A 16059-nucleotide genomic window follows, 5' to 3' on the forward strand; every position below is an offset into this window, starting at 1 on the left:
ATGCCGCGCCTCCGTCCCGCGCCCGTCGGGCGTCACACGGGTGGGGTTCACTGGGGGGAGACGCCCGACGGGCGCGGGACGGAGGCGCGGCATGGACCTGAACACGATCCAGCGCGTCCGGGTGGTGCGCGAGCGCTCCGAGCTGGCGGGCCGCGGGCCGCGCTCAGCGGTCATCGGAGGCGGCTCCTGGGTGTTCTCCCTCCCCCACGACCACCTCGACGAGCTCCTCGACCTGCAGGGATTCGCGTGGGAGCCGATCGTGCGCACGGACGCCGGGCTCTCGATCGCGGCGACCTGCACGCTCAGCGAGCTCGCCGCGATGCCCGACGCGGGCGACACCGCCCATGCGCTCTTCTTCCAGTGCTGCACGGCACTGCTGGGCTCCTTCAAGATCTGGAACGTCGCCACTGTCGGCGGCAACATCGCCAACGCCCTGCCCGCAGGACCGATGATCAGCCTCGCCGCCGCGCTCGACGCCACCGCCCTCGTCTGGCGGGCCGACGGCTCGGACGTCGCCGTGCCGGTCGCCGAGCTCGTGACCGGCAACATGACCACTTCCCTGGCCCAGGACGACGTCATCCGCTCGATCGAGATCCCGCTCTCCTCCCTCCGGGCGCGCACCGCGTTCCGCAAGACGGCGCTCTCCCCTCTCGGACGCTCCGGCGCCGTCGTCATCGGCCGCCTCGACACCGACGGCGCGTTCGTGCTCACGATCACCGCGGCGACCGTCCGGCCGGAGCTGCTCCGCTTCGCCGCCGTTCCCTCCTCGGCCGAGCTCGCCGCGGCCGTCGACGGCGTCGCGACCTGGTTCACCGACCCGCACGGAGCCGCCGACTGGCGCCACGCCGTCGTCCGCGTGCTCGCCGAGGAGATCCGCACCGAGCTGGCCGGAGGCGCCCGATGAGGTTCACCGTCAACGGGGAGCCGGTCGACGCCTCCCCCCGCCCCGGCCAGGTGCTGCGCACCCTCCTCCGCGACCACGAGCACTTCGAGGTGAAGAAGGGGTGCGACGCCGGCGACTGCGGCGCCTGCTCCGTCCTCGTCGACGGGACGCCGTTCCACTCCTGCCTCTACCCCGCCCACCGCGTCGAGGGCCGCGAGGTGACGACCGCGGCCGGCCTCGGCACGCCCGAGGAGCCGAGCGCGGTGCAGGAGGCGTTCGTCGAGGCCGGCGCGTTCCAGTGCGGCTTCTGCACGGCCGGCATGGTGGTCACGGCCACGGCGCTCGACGGAGTCCGCGCCGAGGACGTGCCGCGGCTGATGAAGGGCAACCTCTGCCGGTGCACGGGCTACCGCCCCATCCGCGAGGCCGTGACGGGCGCCTGCGCGTCCGGGCACGGCGCGCACGCGGCCGAGCCGTCCGGAGCGGATCGCACGGAGGCCCCGGTCCGCGGACGGCACGCGGCCCCGCCGTCGGGTCTCACCCCCGTCCGCCGCACCGGTCGCCCGTCGGCCGAGGAGTCCCGGGTCGGCCGCTCGCTCGGCGCGCCCGCCGGCCGGCGGATCGTCCAGGGCCGCGAGCCGTTCACCCTCGACGTCGCCGTGCCCGGCCTGCTGCACGTGAAGGTCGTCCAGAGCCCGCACGCCCACGCGCGCATCCGCTCGATCGACACGACCGCCGCCCGCGCGATGCGGGGCGTCGTCGCGGTCCTCACCGCCGAGGACGTCCCGGACGTCCTCTACTCCACCGCCCGCCACGAGTCCCGGCTCGACGACCCGGACGACACCCGCATGCTCGACACGGTCGTCCGGTTCCGCGGGCAGCGCGTGGCCGTGGTGGTCGCGGAGTCGGTGGCCGAGGCGGAGGCGGCCTGCCGCGCCGTCGAGGTCGACTACGAGGTGCTGCCCGCCGTCTTCGACCCGGAGGAGGCGCGCTCGGCCGGCGCGCCGCTCCTGCACGCCGACAAGGATCCGATCGCCTCGCGCATCGCCCGGCCGGAGGCGAACGTCGTCGCGGAGCTCCACGGAGAGTACGGGGACGTGGCCGCCGGACTCGCGGAGGCCGACGTGGTCGTCGAGGGCCGGTACTCGACCTCCCGGGTCGCGCACACGGCGCTCGAGACCCACGGCACCATCGGCTGGCTCGAGGGCGGAGAGCTGGTGCTGCGGACCTCGACGCAGGTGCCCTTCCTCGTGCGCGACGAGATCGCGCGCCTGTTCGACCGCGATCCGTCGACCGTCCGCGTCTTCACGGCACGGGTGGGCGGCGGCTTCGGCGGCAAGCAGGAGATCCTGACGGAGGACGTCGTCGCCCTCGCCGTGCTCGCCACCGGCCGGCCCGTGCAGTTCGAGTTCACCCGGAGCGACGAGTTCACGATGGCCCCCTGCCGACACCCGATGCGGGTCGGCGTCACGCTCGGCGCCCGGCGCGACGGACGGCTGACCGCCCTCGCCGTGGACGTGCTCTCGGACACCGGCGCCTACGGCAACCACGGACCCGGCGTGATGTTCCACGGCACCTCGGAGTCGGTCGCCGTCTACAGCGCGCCCAGCAAGCGCGTCGACGCGCAGGCCGTCTACACGAACAACCTCCCCTCGGGGGCGTTCCGCGGCTACGGCCTCGGGCAGGTGATCTTCGGCATCGAGTCGGCGATGGACGATCTCGCCCGCGAGCTCGGGATCGACCCGTTCGAGCTGCGGCGGATCAACGCGGTGCGCCCGGGCGAGCCGCTGGTGGTCACGCACGTCGAGGGCGACGACATCGGCTTCGCCTCCTACGGGCTCGACCAGTGCCTCGACCTCACCGAGGCGGCACTGGCCGGCGGCGGCGGCTCCCCCGCCCCCGACGGACCGGGGTGGCGGACAGGGCAGGGCACGGCACTGGCGATGATCGCCACCATCCCACCGCGGGGCCACTTCTCGGAGGCGACCGTCACCGTCGACGCCGAGGGAGTGCTGACCATCGGCGTCGGCACGGCCGAGTTCGGCAACGGGACGACCACCGTGCACACGCAGCTGGTCGCGAGCGCCTTCCGCGCCTCGGCCGACCGGGTGCGGATCCGCCAGTCCGACACGGACGCGGCCCGCTACGACACCGGAGCGTTCGGCAGCGCCGGCACGGTGGTCGCGGGCAAGGCCGTCCACTCGGCCGCGACGCGCCTCCTCGCCGAGCTGCAGGCGCTCGCCAAGCGGCTGACCGGGCACGACGAGACTTTCGAGCCCGACGACGAGGGCCTGCTCGCTCCGGACGGCACCCGGGTCGCGTTCGCCGATCTGGTCCGTGCGGCCGGCGGACCGGTCACCGCGACCGGGAGCGAAGACGGCGCTCAGCGCTCGCTCGCGTTCAACGTCCAGGGCTTCCGCGTCGCGGTGCACGAGCCGACGGGCGAGGTGCGGATCCTGCTGTCGGTCCAGGCGGCCGACGCCGGCTTCGTGATCAACCCGGCGCAGTGCCGCGGGCAGGTCGAGGGCGGAGTGGCGCAGGCGATCGGCTCGGCGCTGTACGAGGAGGTGATCCTCGACGGCGAGGGCACCGTGACCACGGCGATCCTCCGGAACTACCACATCCCGCAGATGGCGGACGTGCCCGAGACCGAGGTGCTCTTCGCGGACACCGCCGACGAGCTCGGGCCGTTCGGCGCGAAGTCGATGAGCGAGGCGCCCTACAACCCGGTCGCCCCCGCACTCGCCAACGCCGTCCGCGACGCGATCGGCGTGCGGCCGACCGAGCTGCCGCTCTCCCGCGACCGGATCTGGCGGCTCCTGCACCCGGACGCCGCCCCGGTCGCGTCCGTCGAGGCGGAGGCGCCGCCCGGTTGAACGACGACGGGCTGAGCGCCGATCGGCTGCCGCAGCTCAGACGCGCGACGCCAGCTCCGTGCTCGCCCGGGCGACCTCGCGGGCGATCGCGTCCTCGTCCGCGTTCACCAGCCGTCCCTCCCGCACCGTCGGGCGACCCTGCACCAGGAGCAGGCTCAGCGGGGGCTGCGCTCCGAGCGCGAGGGCCGCGACCGGGTCCGCGATGCCCGCGTGCTCGATCCCGTCGATCCGCCAGAGCGCGAGGTCGGCGAGCTTGCCGACCTCGATCGAGCCGATCTCGTCCTGCCGGCCGAGCACCCGGGCCCCGCCGATGGTGGCGACCGAGAGCGCCTGCCGGGCGCTCATCCGGTCGGCGCCGGCGCGCAGGCGGTTCATCAGCACCGCGGCGCGGATCTCGGAGCCGAGCTGACCGGACTCGTTCGACGCCGCGCCGTCCACGCCGAGGCCGACCGGGGCTCCCGCAGCCAGCAGCTGCGGGATCGGCGCGATGCCCGCCGCGAGCCGGCCGTTCGAGGACGGGCAGTGCGCGACTCCGGTGCCCGTGGCCGCGAACTTCGCGATCGCGTCGGCGTCGAGGTGGACGCAGTGCGCCATCCAGACGTCGTCGCCGAGCCAGCCGAGCGACTCCAGGTGGTCGGTGGGCGAGAGGCCGAACGCCTCCCGCGTGTAGGCGTCCTCCTCCACGGTCTCGGAGCCGTGGGTGTGCAGCCGGACCCCGAGCTGACGGGCGAGGACGGCCGACTCTCGCAGCAGGTCGGTGGTCACCGAGAACGGCGAGCACGGGGCGATCGCGACCCGCACCATCGCGTCGGCGGAGGCGTCGTGGTACCGCTGGACCGCCTCTCCGCTGGCCTGGAGCGCGGCCGCCGTGGTCTCGACGGCGAAGTCCGGCGGGAGGCCGCCCCGGGACTCGCCGAGGTCCATCGACCCGCGGGTCGCGTGTAGCCGGAGGCCGAGGGTGCCGGCCGCGTCGACGATGCCGCCGACGATGTCGCCGGAGCCCCGCGGGAAGACGTAGTGGTGGTCGGCGACGGTGCTGCAGCCGGACCGGGCGAGGACGCCCATCGCGCCGAGGGCGGCGGAGCGGGTCAGGTCGGCGTCGATGCGGGACCAGGCGGGGTAGAGCGCGACGAGCCAGTCGAAGAGGATCGAGTCCTGCGCCCAGCCGCGGGTGAGCCACTGGTAGAGGTGGTGGTGCGTGTTGACGAGCCCGGGAGTGAGCAGGTGGCCGCGGCCGTCGACCGGCGTGAGCGCGATCGCCTCCTGCGCCGGCAGGCCCGTCGGGGACCGTCCGTCGAGGGCCCACGCCGGAGGGTCGCCGGCTCCGACGGCGACGATGCGGGAGTCGTCGACGACGACGTGGCCGACGGGGTGCTCGGTCCCGTGCGCGTCGACGGTGGCGACGTGGGCTCCGGTGAGGACGTGGCGCTGCATGCCCCGAGCATGGCAGCGCGGTGTTTCGCGGCCGTTTCCCGCCGGAGTGCGAGCAGGCCGGCGCGATCACGACGGCGCGCCGTCAAGGGAGGACGTGCGGCTCAGCGCGCCGCGTGGATCGGGCCCGAGCGCCCCGCGAGCGGCTCCCCGGACGTCCCCGTGCGCGCGGCGAGGACCTCCGCGAGGATCGACACGGCCGTCTCCTCCGGCGTCGACGCGCCGATGTCCAGGCCGATCGGCGAGTGCAGGCGGGCGAGCGCCTCCTCCGTCACTCCCGCCTCGCGCAGCAGCCGCAGCCGCCGCTCATGGGTGCGCCGCGACCCCATCGCGCCGACGTAGGCGACCGGGAGCGCGAGCGCGGTCTCGAGCAGCGGGATGTCGAACTTCTCGTCGTGCGTGAGCACCGCGATCACGGTGCGCGAGTCGACCTCGGCGCGGGCGAGGTGGTCGGACGGCCACTCGACGAGGACCTCGTCCGCACCCGGGAAGCGCTCGGCGGTCGCGAACACCGGACGCGCGTCGCAGACGGTCACGCGGTAGCCGAGCAGGGATCCGGCGGAGCAGAGCGCGGCGGAGAAGTCGACGGCGCCGTAGATCAGCAGGCGCGGCCGCTCGGCGTGCACGACGTAGGCGACCTCGAGCTCGGCGCCCCGGCAGGCGGTCTCGACCGTGGCCGAGCGGCCGGAGGCCAGGCGCGCCTCGCGCTCGGCGAGGATGCGGCGGGCGGTGTCCTCCTCCAGGTGTGGGCCGACGACGTCCTGGAGCCGCGTCGCTCCGGTGAGCACGAGGCCGATCAGCTCCTCCGGGCCGCCGACGACGATCGCCAGCGCGGCCGAGCGGCCGGCGCGGGCGGCGCGCAGCTCGGCGAGGACCGCGGTGGAGCCGGAGTCGACGACCTGGCCGAACACGCGCAGCTGCCCCCCGCAGGACAGGCCGGCGGCGAAGGCCGCCTCGTCGTCGAAGCCGAAGTGCTCGGACGCGCTGCCCGAGGTGCCGAGCACCTCCTGGGCCAGCGCGTACGCCTGCGCCTCGACGCAGCCGCCGGAGATCGAGCCGATCGCGCGCCCCTCCGCGTCCACCGCCATCGAGGAGCCGAGAGCGCGGGGAGCCGAGCCGAAGACGTGCGTGACCGTGACGACCGCGACGCTCCCGCCCCCCTCGACGCGCTCGAGCAGGGGGGCGGCGATGTCGAGCACGACGGCCTCCTCTTCTCGGACGGGAGGCGACGGCGCCGGGGCTGCGGGGAGGCCGGGCGGAGCCGCCGACGGGCGCTCACACGCAGGAAACATGCCGAGTATAGGGTCGATCCATGCCTGACGACGCTCCCTTCCTCGACCTCGTGATCCGCGCCTCCGACGTGCTGACCGAGAACGGCCGGCGTCCGGCCAGCATCGCGATCGCCGAGGGCCTGATCGTCGCAGTCGGCGAGCGGGACGCCCCCTGGCGGACCACGGAGGAGATCGTCCTCCCCGAGGGCCAGGTCCTGATCCCGGGGATCGTCGACACCCACGTGCACGTCAACGAGCCGGGCCGCACGGAGTGGGAGGGATTCGCCTCCGCCACTAGCGCGGCCGCAGCCGGGGGCGTCACCACGATCATCGACATGCCGCTGAACTCGATCCCGCCGACCACCACGGTGGCGGGGCTCGAGGCCAAGCGCGCGGCCGCCGGGCCGCAGGCGCAGGTGGACGTCGGATTCTGGGGCGGGGCGATCCCCTCGAACCTCGGCACGCTGCGCGAGCTCCACGACGCGGGCGTCTTCGGCTTCAAGTGCTTCCTCTCGCCGAGCGGAGTGGACGAGTTCCCGCACCTGAGCCGGGAGCAGCTCGTCGAGGCGATGCGCGAGATCGCCGCCTTCGACGGACTGCTGATCGTGCACGCCGAGGACCCGGCCGAACTGGAGGCGAGCGCGCTGGAGCCCGGCGCCTCCTACGGCGCGTTCGTCGACTCCCGCCCGCCCGCCTCCGAGCGCAGCGCGATCCTGCACGTGATCGAGGCCGTCCGCGAGACCGGCTGCCGCGCGCACATCCTGCACCTCTCCTCCGCCGACGCGCTGCCGCTCCTGCGCGAGGCCAAGGCCGAGGGGCTGCCGATCACCTCCGAGACCTGCCCGCACTACCTCACCTTCGACGCCGGCTCGATCCCCGACGGCGGCACGCAGTTCAAGTGCTGCCCGCCGATCCGCGACGAGCGCAACCGCGAGCTGCTCTGGAAGGGGCTGCTCGACGGGACGATCGACATCATCGCCTCGGACCACTCCCCCGCCACCGCCGAGCTGAAGCTCCCCGCCGGCGGCGACTTCGGCGTCGCCTGGGGCGGGATCTCGGGACTCGAGCTGAGCTTCCGCGCGGTCTGGACCGGGGCCCGCGAGCGGGGCATCCCGCTCGAGCAGGTCGTCGCCTGGATGTCCACGGCGACCGCCGCGTTCGCCGGGCTCGGCCAGAAGGGCCTGCTGCACGCGGGGTCCGACGCCGACCTGGTCGCGTTCGACCCGGAGGCGCAGTGGCGCGTGGACGTCGACGCCCTCTCGCACCGGAACCCCGTCTCGGCCTACGAGGGCCGCGTCCTCCGCGGCGCCGTCGCCGCCACCTGGGTCGGCGGCCGACGCGTCACCGCCGCGACGGTCCCGCCCGCCGGGCGCCTCCTCAGCCGCCCCTGACCTCGACCCGCCGATGCCCCGCCTCCCTGACGACACCTCGGGGAGCTCCCCCGCTCACGCCGAGCGCCGCCGTGTCATCGGCAGGTTTCGAGTGTGTGAACGGAGGCGGGTCGGAGCCGCGGAGCGGGCGGATCGCACAAGACTCGGAGTCCCGGCGGCGGCTCCTCGGGATGCTCCGCCGGTGCGCGGAGCCCCCGGCAGGCGCGAGGCTGGCAGACGGGCTCGCAGGAGCCGCGAGCAGGACGGGCACCACCGCGTGACCGGGCCCGGCCGCACGGAACGGACAGGAGCGGACATGTCGATCATCCTCGGGGACCACCAGTACGGGAAGGCCGAGAACCGCGTCGTGCGGATCTACCGCGAGACCCCGCGGCACGAGATCCACGACGTCAACGTCTCCACGGCCCTCCGCGGCGACTTCGAGGCCGCGCACCGAGAGGGCGACCAGTCGGCCGTCCTGCCCACGGACACGCAGAAGCAGACGGCGTACGCCTTCGCCAAGGAGAAGGGCCTGCGCTCGATCGAGCCCTACGGCCTCGAGCTGGCCCGCCACTTCGTCGACGGCTACGAGCCCGTCCACGGCGCCCGCATCGAGATCGAGGAGTTCGCCTGGGAGCGCGTGCTGGTGGACGGGCGCGAGCACGACCACACCTGGGTCCGGAAGGGCCAGGAGACGCGGATCGCGTCGGTCACGGTCGAGGGCTCGGGCGAGGAGCGGCGGATCTGGATCACCGGCGGCTTCAAGGACCTCACGATCCTGAAGTCCACGGGGAGCGAGTTCCACGGCTTCCTCACCGACCCGTACACGGTCCTCCAGCCGACGAACGACCGGGTGATGGCGACCTCACTTGTCGCGAAGTGGCGCTTCGCCCTGAGCGAGGACGAGATCGCGGCGATGGACTGGGAGGCGGTCTACGCGGGCGTCAAGGCGCTCATGACGAGCCGCTTCGCGACCGTGCACTCCCTCGCCCTCCAGCAGACGCTCTTCGAGATGGGGAAGGCGGTCCTGGACGAGTACCCGCAGATCGTCGAGATCCGTCTCTCCGCGCCGAACAAGCACCACTTCGTCTACGACCTCTCGCCCTTCGGCGTCGAGAACGACAACGAGGTCTTCCACGCCGCCGACCGCCCCTACGGGCTGATCCAGGCGAGCGTCACCCGCGACGACGCGCCGCCCGCGGGATCCGCCTGGACCGCCTACACGGGCCTGGTGTGACCGGCGCCGGGGGCGTCCACCGGGGGCACGTGCTGCACGTCGCCGGGGGTGCGACGCTCGCGACCGCGCGGGAGTCGCTGGTGTCGATCCCGGACGGCGCTCTCGTCGTGGACGAGGACGGCACGATCGCCTGGGTCGGTCCGTACCGCGAGCTGCCGGACCGCTTCGCTCTCCTGCCGGTCTCCGGCGACGCCGCGTCGATCCTGCTGCCCGGCTTCGTCGACGCGCACGTGCACTTCCCCCAGACGTTCTCGACCGACGGCTTCGGCGGCGGCCAGCTGCTCGAGTGGCTCGACCGGACGGTGTTCCCGGCGGAGGCGCGGCTCGCCGACCCGGAGTTCGCCGACGTCGTCGCGCGCGCCTTCACCCGGCGGCGGGTGGCCGCGGGCACGACCGCCGCGATGGTCTTCGGCTCCGCGTTCCCGGCCGCGCAGGACGCCCTGTTCGAGCGCAGCCGCGAGGCGGGGCTGCGGATCGTGTCGGGGCGCGGCATCCAGACCACGGGCCCGGCCTCGGCGGCTCCCCTGATCACCTCCGAGGAGGAGGCGCTGACGCTCGCGTCGGAGGAGATCGACCGCTGGCACGGGAGGGACCCGCTCCTGCAGGTCGCGCTCGTCCCGCGGTTCTCGCTGTCCGTCACTCCCCGGACCCTCGGAGCGCTCGGCGACCTCTACGACGACGTCCGCGGACGCGGCGTCTACGTGCACAGCCACCTCAACGAGAACGACCGGCCCGGCGACGGCGAGATCGCCGCCGTGCTCGGCGCGTACGGCACCCGCAGCTACCTCGACACCTACGACGGGCTCTTCCTGCCCGGCTCCGCGCGCGGCGGCTCCTCCCTCCTCGGGCCGCGCACGATCCTCGCTCACGCCGTGCACTGCCAGGACGCGGAGCTGCACCGGATGGAGGAGACCGGCACCTCGATCGCCCACTGCCCGACCTCGCAGCAGTTCCTCGGCTCCGGCACCATGCCCTGGCGCCGGACCGTCGCCTCGGGGGTCACCGTCGCCCTCGGTTCGGACGTGGGCGCGGGCGACGAGTGGCTGCTGGCACGAGTGGCGAACGACGCCTTCAAGGTGCACCTCTCGGAGCCCGGCGACGCGGCCGTCGCCCTGCATCCGGCCGAGCTCCTGTTCACGGCGACGCTCGCCGGCGCACGGGCGCTCGACCAGGAGGACCGGTTCGGCAGCCTCGACCCCGGGAAGGACGCGGACTTCCTCCGCATCGAGCCCGACCGGTGGGAGCCGCTCGCCGACGTCCTCGCCCACGGGATCCGCGCGGACGACGAGGAGGAGGCGACGGCCCAGCTGCTCTTCGCCCTGCTGATGACCCTGCGCGAGCCGGCGATCGCCGCGGTGCACGTCCGGGGCAGGCGGATCGCGCCTCCGGAGTGACGGGGCCGGCCCGGGCGGCGCGGTGCGGACCGCGCGCACCCGGCCGTCAGCGCAGGCGCAGCGCCAGGAACAGGTCGGCGCGGTCCGCGGTGTCCGACAGGTCGCGCTGCGTCAGCTCCTCCACCCTCGCGATGCGGTACCGCACCGTGTTCAGGTGCAGGTGCGTCTGCTCCGCCGTGCGCACCCACGAGCCGCCGCAGTCGAGGAACGCCGCGAGCGTGGCGACCAGCTGCGAGCCGTAGCGCGCGTCGTGCTCGACGAGCCGCCCGAGCACCAGCTCGACGAACACCGAGCGCAGGTGGTCGGGGACCGCGCTCAGCAGCTGCACGGCGGAGGTGACCTCCCCGGAGTCGCTGACCCGCACCGGAGCGTCGTCGCCCGGAGAGCCCGGCAGCAGCATCCCGTAGCGTGCCGAGCGGAGGGCGCCGCCGAGCGCGGGCAGCGGAGTCGCGGCGCTCGTCCCGACGCGCAGCACGGCGCCCGGCCACGCGGCTCCCGCTCGTCGCAGCGCCGAGGTGACGACGGCGAGCGGATCCGCGCCGGTGGGGATCGCATCGGTCGCCTCGGTGGGCAGCACCGCCACCGCGCAGCCCTGGGCGTCGCGTCCGACCACGGCGCGGCCCAGGTGCGCGGCGGCGTCGACCAGGACACGGCGCGCCAGGTCCGGGGGCGCGTCGCCCTCGAACTCGGCGGCGACCACGGCGCACCGCCCGGCGCCGCCGAGTCCGAGCTGCCGCAGGTACACCGCGGCCTCGGGCTGCTCGCTGTCCTCCTCCACGAGCTCGAGCAGGCGGTCGGCGAGAGCGGAGTCGGCCGAGAGCGCCGCCTCCCGCTGCAGCCGGTAGACCCCCACGACTCCGGCGAGCTCCGTCACGGCGTCGAGTACTGCGGCGGGCCAGTCGTTCCAGTCGCCCCCGACGACGACCAGCCAGGAGGTGGCGCGGTGCTCGCCCGCGCCTGCGACGGTGAGGACCGACAGGGCGACGCCGCGGGCGTCCGCGACCACGACCGGGCTGCGCCGGGCCGTGAGCGCCGCGTGCACGACCCGCTCGATCTCCCCCAGCCCCAGGGGCGAGGCGGAGGCCGCGGTCCGGCCGGTCGCGGTCAGCACCGACACGGGGAGTCCGAGCTCGCGCGAGGTGCGCGTGACGAGCTCGTCGAGCTGCTGCCCCCGGTAGACCTCCGTCAGCAGTTCCCGCTGGCGGGCGAGGGCGGCCGTCAGCCGGGCCACGCGGTCGCCGGCGAGGGCGTTCGACAGGTGCGCCGTGATCGCGCCGAACGACACATCGGCCGGCACGGCGATCAGCGGGACGTCGTGCTCGCGGCAGGCGACGACGAGGTCGTCCGGCACGAAGCCCAGCAGCCCCTCGCCGGCGAGCAGAGCGCTGGCACCCGAGTCCGCGACCGCGGCGACGAAGGCCGCGCTGTCCTGGGCGTCCCGACGCCAGACCAGACCGGTCAGCACCAGCTGGTCGCGCGAGATGTAGCGGCGCGGGTCGAGGAGATCGGTCGTGAAGATGCCGTCGACCGGCCGCGCGAGCGCTCCGTCGCCGGCGACCAGCACGCGCAGCCGCAGCTGCGGCGCGTCGAGGACGTCCTGCAGCTGCATCAGCTGCCCCGGTAGGTCGAGTAGGCGAAGGGGCTGAGCAGGAGCGGGATGTGGAAGTGCGCCTCCTCGTCGTCGAGGCGGAAGGCGACGACGACCTCGGGGTAGAACGACTCGGTGCCCGAGGCGGCGAACCAGACGCCGGTGTCGAAGACGACCCGGTGCACCCCGGCGGCCAGGCGCTCCGGCCCGAAGGCCGCCACGCGGCCGTCGTCGTCGGTGCGGGCCTCGGCGAGGCGCTCCCAGCCGGAGCCGACACGGGCGTCGAGAGCCACCGGGACCCCGCGCGCGGGGCGGCCGCGGACGGCGTCGAGCACGTGGGTGGTGACGCGGCTGGCGTGCCCGCTCATCGTGCGGCCTCCGCCCGGACGAGGCGCCCGTCGTCGAGGCCGCGGACCCGCAGCACCGTGATCTCCCGCAGCTGCTCCGCGACGATGCGGGCCTCCGTCTCGTCGTCGAGCCCGAGTCTCCGCTCCAGCTCCGCGACGACCTCGGCCCGGTCGCGGCCGGCCGCACGGAGGAGGAACACGCGCCCGAACCGCTCCTCGTAGGCGCGGTTGCCGGCCAGCAGCCGCCGGGTCAGCTCCTCGTCGCCCGTGCGGCTCGCCGCCTGCTCCGCGGCCGAGAACGCGGAGGAGCGCCCCGCGCCCGCGTGCCGCTCGCCGATCCGGGGGTGGTCGGCCAGCGCCGCCTCCACCTCCTCCTCGGTGAGCGTGCGCGCGGCCCGCTCGGCCGCGTCGGCGAGCGCGTCGGCCGACGGGTAGGGCGCGCCGGAGGCGACCTCGTCGGCCCAGCGGGGGACGGCGAGGCACGCGAGCAGCACGTCGCGGGCGGTCTCGGATCGGGTGTCGGTCATGCGGTCTCCTTCGTCCGGCGGAGCAGGGGCTCGGCCTGCGGCACGATGGTCGGATGGATCTGGTCGGGAGTCGGGACCTCGTCGGGCTGGTGCTCGCGGCGGGTGCGGGGCGCCGGGCGGGCGGCCCGAAGGCGCTGCGGTGCGACGCGGCGGGAGTTCCCTGGGTGGAGCGAGCCGTCGAGAGGCTCCGCGCGGTGGGCTGCGAGCGGGTGCTCGTGGTCCTGGGCGCGGAGGCCGGACGGGCGCGCCTCCTGGTGCCGCCGTCCGCGGACGTGGTCGTCGCGGCGGAGTGGGAGAGCGGCCTCTCGGCGTCGCTCCGCGCGGGTCTCGCCGCGGCCGAGGGCGTCGCCGCGCTGGTCGCCCTGGTCGACCTGCCCGAGGAGCCGCCGAGCGTGGGGGCCCGGCTGCTCGCGGAGGCGCCGGTCGCGCCGGACGTGCTCGCCCGCGCGGTCTTCCGCGGTCGGCCCGGTCATCCGGTGCTGCTGGGACGGGACCACTGGCCGGAGCTCCTCGAGGGCGTGCACGGCGACTCCGGCGCGCGCGACCTGCTCCGCGCGAGGGGCGCGCGCGGGGTGGAGTGCGGCGATCTGTGGTCGGGAGCCGACCGCGACGGGCCGGACTGAGCGGTTCACGCCAGGCCCGCGTCGTCGAGGGCGGCGGCCAGCGCCCGCCAGGCCAGCGTCGCGCAGACGGAGCGGACGGGGTTGCCCGCCACCGCGAGCAGCGCCTGCTCCTCGCCGGCGAGAGCACCCTCCCGGTGCGCCATCGCCGCGAGGAACGCGTCGATCCGCTCCCGTACCGCCGGCGCCGGCAGCCCGTCGAGACCGTCCACGAGCAGCGACGCGGATCCCCGTGAGACCTCGCACCCCCGCCCGCTCCAGGCGAGGCGCACCTGCTCGACGCCGCCGTCGACGCGCAGCTCGATCCGGTCGCCGCAGGTGGGGGTGATCAGCTCGGCACGGCCGAGGGACGGAGTCGGGTCGGCCTGCCCGACGGGGTCCTTGGCGTGCGCACGGATCAGCTCCGCCGCCTCGCTCACGGCCGGTCCTCCAGCTCGGCGAGCTCCGCGTAGGCCGTGCTGATCCCGGCGATCCGCTCGCGCGACTCCCTCGGCGACGCCCCGAGCACTCCGGAGGCCACGAGCGCGACCGCGCTCATCGCCGCCGCGTAGCTGTCCAGCGCCGTGCCGCTGTCGACCGGGCACTCCAGCCAGACCGCCGCGTGCTCCGCGTAGCGCCGGGCGGGCGGATCCGCGAGGAGCACCACGGGCACCTCGCGCGCGGCGAGCGTCCCGATCAGGGCGGCGAAGGAGGCGGGGCGGCGGCGGAAGCCGACCAGCACCACGACGTCCTCGGCTCCGAGCCCCTCGAGCTCCTCACCGAGCGACTGGCCGGGCTGCGGGGCGATCCGGACGCGTCCGCGCGCCTGCGCGAGCTGCTGGCGCAGGTGCAGCGCCACCGGGTAGCTGTTGCGCAGTCCGATCACGACGACCTCGCGCGCTCCCGCGATCAGCCGCACCGCCTCCTCCAGCCGCCCGTCGCCGAACGCGGCGGCCAGCCGGGCCAGGTTCGCCCGCTCGCTCTCGAGGTGCGCGGCGAGCGGATCCCCCTGTCCCTGCGCGGGACCGACTGGCACACCGGAGGACCGCAGCGCCCGGGCGTGCTCGCGCACCTCCTGCGAGTTCGAGAACCCCAGGCGGCGGAACAGCCGCGAGACCGTGGCCTTGGACACTCCGCTGTGCTGGGCGAGCTCGGTCGCCGTGTAGACGGCCAGGTCGCCGAGGTGGTCGAGGATGAAGTCGGCCGCCCGCTGCTCCTGCCGCGACAGCGCGGCGTAGCCGGCATCGATGCGGTGACCGATGCTCGTCGAGGGGGCCGGGGCGGGGGTCACGCGGTCTGCGTCCCGTCGGCGAGCGCCAGCACGGCCGCCTCGAACGCGTCGAGCGCGGTCGCGACGTCGGCCTCGGTCACGTTCTCGTCCGGGTGGTGGCTGACGCCGCCCTCGCAGCGGAGGAAGAGCATCGCGTACTCGGCGAGGTCGGCGACCGCCATCGCGTCGTGGCCGGCCTTGGAGAACAGCACCATCGGCTCCGCGTCCCCGGTCGCGCGGATGCCCGCGCGCACGACGTCCTGCAGCCGAGAGGAGGCGACGACCGCGGGGGCCGAGTGGGTCTCCTCCACCGTCAGCGCGAGACGGCGGCGCGACGCCGACTCCGACATCGCGTGCTCGATGGCGTCCCACGCCGTGTCGCGCTGGGCGTCGGTCTCGGCGCGGAGGTCGAGGCTGAACTCGACCCGGCCGGGGATGACGTTGACCGCGCCCGGGAAGGTCTCGAGCCGGCCGACCGTGGCGATCACGCCCTGCTCCCGCGCGATGCGCTCCACCGCGAGCACGGCCTCGGCCGCCCCGGTGAGCGCATCGCGGCGGCGGTCGAGCGGAACTCCGCCCGCGTGCCCCGCCTTGCCGGTGAGGGTGAGTGCGAAGCGGCGGGCGCCCGCTATCGAGGAGACCACGGCGAGGGCGCGGTCCGCCTCCTCCAGGTAGGGGCCCTGCTCGATGTGCGCCTCGAGGTAGGCGAGAACGTCCTGCGCGTCGCGCGCGGCGGTGCGGATGCGCGAGGGGTCCAGCCCGAACTCGTGGAACGCCTCGACGAGCGTCGTCCCGTCGGCGTCCTCGAGCTCCCACCAGTGCTCGTCCCAGGTGCCGGCGAGGGCGCGGGAGCCGAGGAGCGCTGTGCCGAAGCGGGTGCCCTCCTCGTCGCCGAACGCGACGACCTCGACGGCGAACGGCAGGCGCCGGCCCGCCCCGTGCAGGCGCGACACCACGGCGATCGCGAGCATCACGCCGAGGATCCCGTCGTAGCGGCCCGCGTCGGGCACCGTGTCGAGGTGCGAGCCGAGCAGGAGCGCCGGGAGTCCCGGAGTCGCGCCCTCGTAGCGGCCGCACTGGTTGCCGGCCGCGTCCTGCCAGGTGCGCATGCCCGCCTCGGTCATCCAACGCGCGGCCATCGCGTTCACCCGGGCGTGCTCGGGCGAGAGGTAGACCCGCTCGATGCCGTCGCGGCTGGAGGAGACCGCGGCGAGGCGGTGGGAGCGGGCTATGAAGGCGACGGCGTCGAGGGCGGGGGCGGCGGGG

The 16059-nt window shown here is 75.0% G+C and carries 14 protein-coding genes; 6 read left to right on the forward strand and 8 right to left on the reverse strand.

Going from position 1 to position 16059, the window contains the following annotated elements:
• The first annotated feature begins 91 nt into the window (after positions 1-91).
• On the forward strand, positions 92-904 hold the full coding sequence (locus tag C5C30_RS16720) for an FAD binding domain-containing protein (protein WP_104248245.1): 813 nt from the start codon (positions 92-94) through the stop codon (positions 902-904).
• The gene (locus C5C30_RS16725; RefSeq protein ID WP_104248246.1) at positions 901-3759 is read left to right on the forward strand and encodes a molybdopterin cofactor-binding domain-containing protein; all 2859 of its coding nucleotides are present in this window, start codon (positions 901-903) and stop codon (positions 3757-3759) included. The genes C5C30_RS16720 and C5C30_RS16725 overlap by 4 nt, the downstream gene beginning before the upstream one ends.
• Before the next feature lie 36 nt (positions 3760-3795).
• On the opposite strand, the gene C5C30_RS16730 is transcribed toward C5C30_RS16725, so the two are convergent.
• Both C5C30_RS16730 and C5C30_RS16735 read right to left on the reverse strand, forming a co-directional pair.
• Complete coding sequence (locus C5C30_RS16730) at positions 3796-5193, reverse strand: 8-oxoguanine deaminase (protein WP_104334138.1); 1398 nt, start codon at positions 5191-5193, stop codon at positions 3796-3798.
• A 101-nt stretch (positions 5194-5294) separates the two neighbouring features.
• On the reverse strand, positions 5295-6389 hold the full coding sequence (locus C5C30_RS16735; RefSeq protein WP_219827814.1) for an XdhC family protein: 1095 nt from the start codon (positions 6387-6389) through the stop codon (positions 5295-5297).
• 113 nt (positions 6390-6502) lie between these two features.
• Here C5C30_RS16735 and allB point away from each other — a divergent pair, with 113 nt between their 5' ends.
• The 3 genes from allB (at position 6503) to C5C30_RS16750 (ending at position 10462) form a co-directional block, all read left to right on the forward strand.
• Positions 6503-7852 (forward strand): allantoinase AllB, encoded by a 1350-nt coding sequence (gene allB, locus C5C30_RS16740; RefSeq protein ID WP_104334140.1) that lies wholly within the window; start codon positions 6503-6505, stop codon positions 7850-7852.
• A gap of 295 nt (positions 7853-8147) precedes the next feature.
• The gene (gene pucL, locus C5C30_RS16745; RefSeq protein WP_104334141.1) at positions 8148-9068 is read left to right on the forward strand and encodes a factor-independent urate hydroxylase; all 921 of its coding nucleotides are present in this window, start codon (positions 8148-8150) and stop codon (positions 9066-9068) included.
• Positions 9065-10462 (forward strand): amidohydrolase family protein, encoded by a 1398-nt coding sequence (locus C5C30_RS16750; RefSeq protein ID WP_104334142.1) that lies wholly within the window; start codon positions 9065-9067, stop codon positions 10460-10462. The genes pucL and C5C30_RS16750 overlap by 4 nt, the downstream gene beginning before the upstream one ends.
• 46 nt (positions 10463-10508) lie before the next feature.
• Here C5C30_RS16750 and C5C30_RS16755 read toward each other — a convergent pair whose 3' ends face one another.
• The 3 genes from C5C30_RS16755 to uraD are packed head-to-tail and all read right to left on the reverse strand — an operon-like array spanning position 10509 to position 12924.
• A complete protein-coding gene (locus C5C30_RS16755) occupies positions 10509-12071 on the reverse strand; it encodes a PucR family transcriptional regulator (RefSeq protein ID WP_104262994.1) in 1563 nt (520 codons plus the stop codon).
• A complete protein-coding gene (uraH, locus tag C5C30_RS16760) occupies positions 12071-12418 on the reverse strand; it encodes a hydroxyisourate hydrolase (protein WP_104334143.1) in 348 nt (115 codons plus the stop codon). The genes C5C30_RS16755 and uraH overlap by 1 nt, the downstream gene beginning before the upstream one ends.
• Entirely contained in the window at positions 12415-12924 is a 510-nt protein-coding gene (gene uraD, locus C5C30_RS16765) for a 2-oxo-4-hydroxy-4-carboxy-5-ureidoimidazoline decarboxylase (protein WP_104234584.1), read from the reverse strand. The genes uraH and uraD overlap by 4 nt, the downstream gene beginning before the upstream one ends.
• A gap of 53 nt (positions 12925-12977) precedes the next feature.
• On the opposite strand from uraD, the gene C5C30_RS16770 reads away from it, so the two are divergent.
• Entirely contained in the window at positions 12978-13547 is a 570-nt protein-coding gene (locus C5C30_RS16770; protein ID WP_104234583.1) for an NTP transferase domain-containing protein, read from the forward strand.
• Positions 13548-13552: 5 nt separating this feature from the next.
• Here C5C30_RS16770 and C5C30_RS16775 read toward each other — a convergent pair whose 3' ends face one another.
• The 3 genes from C5C30_RS16775 to C5C30_RS16785 form a co-directional block, all read right to left on the reverse strand.
• Positions 13553-13963 (reverse strand): iron-sulfur cluster assembly scaffold protein, encoded by a 411-nt coding sequence (locus C5C30_RS16775; RefSeq protein WP_104226650.1) that lies wholly within the window; start codon positions 13961-13963, stop codon positions 13553-13555.
• Positions 13960-14814 (reverse strand): MurR/RpiR family transcriptional regulator, encoded by an 855-nt coding sequence (locus tag C5C30_RS16780; RefSeq protein ID WP_219812189.1) that lies wholly within the window; start codon positions 14812-14814, stop codon positions 13960-13962. The genes C5C30_RS16775 and C5C30_RS16780 overlap by 4 nt, the downstream gene beginning before the upstream one ends.
• Positions 14811-16059, reverse strand: a 1249-nt coding sequence (locus C5C30_RS16785; RefSeq protein WP_374955309.1) for an allantoate amidohydrolase, incomplete at its 5' end; no start/stop codon positions are given. The genes C5C30_RS16780 and C5C30_RS16785, both read right to left, overlap by 4 nt.

The sequence above is a fragment of the Rathayibacter sp. AY2B5 genome (genome assembly GCF_002931645.1).
Classification (GTDB): domain Bacteria; phylum Actinomycetota; class Actinomycetes; order Actinomycetales; family Microbacteriaceae; genus Rathayibacter.